This window comes from Albidovulum sp. (assembly GCF_049646345.1).
Taxonomy (GTDB): Bacteria; Pseudomonadota; Alphaproteobacteria; order Rhodobacterales; family Rhodobacteraceae; genus Albidovulum.
The window spans coordinates 1-3,540 of record NZ_JBARVQ010000227.1; the positions used below are offsets into that span (position 1 = coordinate 1).

Here is a 3,540-nt window from a genome sequence, read left to right on the forward strand (position 1 = left end):
CCGCCCGGACTTATGACGACCTCTGGCGCGCCGCAGGACAGGTCTGCGACCTCTTCACCGAGGAGGAATGCTACAACTTCTTCAAGGCCGCAGGATATGAAACCGATTAGGCGCAACACGCTCTAAAAATGGGGAGATTACCCCTCGCCCGGCAGCCTTGCGCCGCGCGCAAGAGACAGAGGCAGATGGCGCGGCCATCCGCGAACAAACCCCGTACCGTGTGAGGCAGGATTTACGCAGTTGCCGCCGGGACGGGCAGGCACCCGCCCGGCGCGCATCGCGATTGTTCCCGCGCGATCGGGAACCTCATCGAATGGCAGCCATGTGCCGGCAGCCTAAAAAAGGCAGCTTCCCACAGCATACCGGCATCAAGGCCTCACCCAGCCTGCGTGATCCACGCCCGCACCTGTTCCGCGAAATCTTCGCCGCGCTTTTCGAAATTGGGATACTGATCGAACGAGGCTGCGGCCGGGGCGAGCAGAACAACCTCGCCCGGCAGGGCCTCTTCCGCCGCGCGGGCCACGGCACGGTCCATCGTCTCGCAGATCTCGTGCGGCACCTCGCCCAGTTCCAGCGCGAAATCGCGGGCGGAATGGCCGATCAGATAGGCTTTGACGACGCTTCCGAGATGCGGCTTCAGTCCTGTTATACCGCCATCCTTGCCCAAGCCCCCGGCAATCCAGCGGATCTTCAGGAAAGCCTGCAACGCCTTGGCGGCACTGTCCACATTCGTGGCCTTTGAATCGTTGACGAAGCGCACCCCGTCCTTTTCGCCCACAAGCTGGCTGCGATGCGGCAGGCCCTCGAAGGAAAACAGCGCCTGTTCGATCAGCTTCGGCGCAAGACCAAGCGTGCGCGTCGCGGCATAGGCGGCACAGGCATTCTGGTGGTTATGTGCGCCGGGCAGGCCCCTGACCTCTCGCAGGTCGATGGAGGCCACCTGCCGCCCCTTGCGCCATTCGGACAGAAACCCCTTGCGGGCAAAGACTGACCAGCCCGGCCCTTCCAGCTTTGCACCGGATGAGATCCGGATCACCCGGTCATCGCCCGCGCCCTGCGACAGTTGATTGGCCAGAAACCGACCTTCGACCTCATCGACGCCCACCACCGCGCGGTCCGGCCCGCCTTCGGCAAAGAGCCGGCGCTTGGCCGCGAAGTAGCCACCAAGACCGCCATGACGGTCAAGATGATCGGGCGAGAGGTTGGTGAAGACGGCCACATCTGGTGTCAGCGAGCGCGCCAGATCGGTCTGGTATGAGCTGAGTTCCAGCACCACGACCTCGCCATCCTGCGCCGGGTCGATATCCAGAACCCCGCGCCCGATATTGCCCGCCATCTGGCTTGGCCGCCCCGCGACCTCAAGGATATGATGGATCAGCGCCGTTGTCGTCGATTTGCCGTTCGACCCGGTCACCGCGATGACCTTCGGTGTCTGCCCCATCTCGTCCCAGTCGGGCGTCGCCCAGGACCGGAAAAAGAGGCCGATATCGTTGTCGACCGGCACCCCTGCGGCCATGGCGCGGGCGATCAGCTTGTTGGGTTCCGGATACAGATGCGGGATACCGGGCGACACGATCAGCGCGGCCACCTCGCCCCATGCCGTCGCGCGCGTCAGATCGGTCAGCGCAAAGCCCGCACTTTCCGCATTGTCGCGCGCCTCGGGGCTGTCGTCCCAGAGGCAGGGTTCGGCCCCGCCCGCGATCAACGCCCGCGCGGTCGCCAGCCCCGACCGGCCAAGACCCAGCACCGCGACCTTCCTGCCCTCATATCCCCTGACCGGAATCATGCTGCCCCCGTTTTCCTTCGCGCCCGCGACAATGCCCTGCCCCCCGCGCGCCCGCAAGGACCCCGGGTTTACGCCTTCGGCCATCCGGTCTAGAGTCGGGCCACGAGAGAACCCGCGAGAGACGCGGCCTCAAAAACTCATCCCCCATCCCGAAAGGACGTCATGACCCAGGTAAAAACGGGCGACACGGTACGCATTCATTATCGCGGCACGCTGAACGACGGCACCCAGTTCGACAGTTCCGAAGGGCGCGACCCCCTGGAATTCACCGTCGGCTCCGGCCAGATCATCCCCGGCCTCGACAAGGCTTTGCCCGGCATGGCGGTGGGTGACAAGAAATCGGTGCCCGTGGTTGCGGCCGAAGCCTACGGCCCGCACAACCCGGATGCCAGTCAGGCGGTCCCGCGCGACCAGATCCCCGCCGATATCCCGCTGGAGATCGGCACTGCCCTGCAGATGCGGACCCCGGACGGCAATGCCATGACCGTGACGGTGGCCGAGGTGACGGCCGAGACGGTGACGCTCGACGCCAATCACCCGCTCGCGGGCAAGGACCTGAATTTCGATATCGAACTGGTGTCGATCGGCTGACACCTGTTTCCCGTCCTGCCCCTCAGTCGGGCAGGACGACAAGCGTATGGCGCTGACCGGCAAGGGCCGTGTCGATGATCGGTTCGATCACCGACCAGTCGCCACGCGCAAGCCCCGCCCCGATCAGAGGATAGCCGATGCGCGCACCGTTGAAATCGCGGGCAATAGCCTCGAAACAGGATTTGATCGCCGGATATTCCGCCTTCACGCCCGCGCCTTTCCAGTGATGCTGGGTATAGGCATTGACAATGTTGAACCGCGCATCGGCGCGGGTGATGAGCGCGGTGGAGATGGTGCCGAGCTTGTCGCGGGTGCCATGCACCGTTGTCTTGTCGGCCTGATAGGCTTCGGGGAACCGGTCCCGGATCACCCGCGCAATCCCCGCCCCCATCGTGTGAAAGCAGTTGCAGCCATGCACGATGACATCGAACTCACCCGCAAGCGCCAGTTTGATCAGGTCGCCCTCACGGCGGTCCATGTCAGTCTCCACATCTATGCGTTTAGAGGAACGGTAGCGCGACCGAGTGGTTGCCGAAAGCCCTAAGCCAAGGCCTACGTGAAAATGGAGTCACCCTGCTGGTCGATGAGCGATTTGGCCTTGCGGAGGGTCATCTCTGCGGCGGCCTCGGCGGTGGAGACCGTGTCGGCCCGCACCATCCGGTGGGTCCGGACTTCGCCGCCGACCTCTTTCTCGATCCGTGCCGCGACCCGGAAGCCCGCGCTTTCCTTGATCGGTTCCACGAAGATGCGGAAACCGTCGTGAAGCACAGGCTCGGCCTCGGGCGTTTCATCGGGTGAGCCAGCAAAGAGGCGGGACAACCATGACATGGGAACACTCCGTGTTTCCCCGGTTTTACTATGGGAACGGTGGGTTGGCCAGAAGTCCGGTGGCAGTTCGGAATGTCCGCTTCCACTACAGCTTATCGATTGCGGTCTTTAGCGCTTCCAAAGCCAACTGTGTTTCATCTGAGGGACTGCCCGCCCCTTCAATTAGATCGACGGCTTCAGAAAGAATGCCTTTGATTTCGAATACGCTCTTGGCGCCGACATATGGCCCCGGCGGCGGCAGTTTGCTTTCATCGTAAGCGTCCGACCTGACCGCCTCTATGAAGCAGTTTTCCAGGGCAGCAGGTCATCGACGCGGTTGATCTTGTAGTCTGGGA

At 63.4% G+C, this 3,540-nt stretch carries 4 protein-coding genes; 1 reads left to right on the forward strand and 3 read right to left on the reverse strand.

Going from position 1 to position 3,540, the window contains the following annotated elements; genetic code table 11:
* Positions 1-376 precede the first annotated feature (376 nt).
* Positions 377-1,786 (reverse strand): UDP-N-acetylmuramoyl-L-alanine--D-glutamate ligase, encoded by a 1,410-nt coding sequence (murD, locus tag WBB85_RS05455; protein WP_432637616.1) that lies wholly within the window; start codon positions 1,784-1,786, stop codon positions 377-379.
* Positions 1,787-1,948: 162 nt separating this feature from the next.
* On the opposite strand from murD, the gene WBB85_RS05460 reads away from it, so the two are divergent.
* Positions 1,949-2,377 carry an FKBP-type peptidyl-prolyl cis-trans isomerase gene (locus WBB85_RS05460; RefSeq protein ID WP_432637617.1) on the forward strand — a complete coding sequence of 143 codons (429 nt, stop codon included), beginning with the start codon at positions 1,949-1,951 and terminating at the stop codon, positions 2,375-2,377.
* 22 nt (positions 2,378-2,399) lie between these two features.
* Here WBB85_RS05460 and WBB85_RS05465 read toward each other — a convergent pair whose 3' ends face one another.
* Positions 2,400-2,855, reverse strand: coding sequence for a macro domain-containing protein (locus WBB85_RS05465; RefSeq protein ID WP_432637618.1), 456 nt, complete (start codon positions 2,853-2,855; stop codon positions 2,400-2,402).
* 74 nt (positions 2,856-2,929) lie between these two features.
* Positions 2,930-3,205, reverse strand: a complete 276-nt coding sequence (locus WBB85_RS05470; RefSeq protein ID WP_432637619.1) for an HlyU family transcriptional regulator — start codon at positions 3,203-3,205, stop codon at positions 2,930-2,932.
* Positions 3,206-3,540: the final 335 nt, after the last annotated feature.